At 53.6% G+C, this 446-nt stretch carries 1 protein-coding gene and 1 pseudogene; both read left to right on the top strand.

The genetic code is table 11. The features are described from left to right. Positions 1 to 6: 6 nt before the first annotated feature. Positions 7 to 171 carry a phage tail tip domain-containing protein gene (locus tag MTCD1_RS23330; protein ID WP_094190759.1) on the top strand — a complete coding sequence of 55 codons (165 nt, stop codon included), beginning with the start codon at positions 7 to 9 and terminating at the stop codon, positions 169 to 171. Positions 172 to 232: 61 nt separating this feature from the next. Next, positions 233 to 446, top strand: a pseudogene (gene lom, locus MTCD1_RS18530) (outer membrane beta-barrel protein Lom); the annotation flags it as partial.

The following is a 446-nucleotide window of genomic DNA, read 5'->3' as shown; positions in this document are numbered from 1 at the left end:
GTACAGGTGTTCTCCCGTATTGTTGACATGCCAGCGGGTCGGGGAAACGTGATCCTGACGTTCACGCTTACGTCCACACGGCATTCGGCAGATATTCCGCCGTATACGTTTGCCAGCGATGTGCAGGTTATGGTGATTAAGAAACAGGCGCTGGGCATCAGCGTGGTCTGAGTGTGTTACAGAGGTTCGTCCGGGAACGGGCGTTTTATTATAAAACAGTGAGAGGTGAACGATGCGTAATGTGTGTATTGCCGTTGCTGTCTTTGCCGCACTTGCGGTGACAGTCACTCCGGCCCGTGCGGAAGGTGGACATGGTACGTTTACGGTGGGCTATTTTCAAGTGAAACCGGGTACATTGCCGTCGTTGTCGGGCGGGGATACCGGTGTGAGTCATCTGAAAGGGATTAACGTGAAGTACCGTTATGAGCTGACGGACAGTGTGGGGG

It is taken from the genome of Colwellia marinimaniae, assembly GCF_002207865.1.
Lineage (GTDB): Bacteria > Pseudomonadota > Gammaproteobacteria > Enterobacterales > Alteromonadaceae > Colwellia > Colwellia marinimaniae.
The sequence above is the reverse complement of the archived record's forward strand: the minus strand, read 5'-3'. Positions and strand labels throughout refer to the sequence as shown.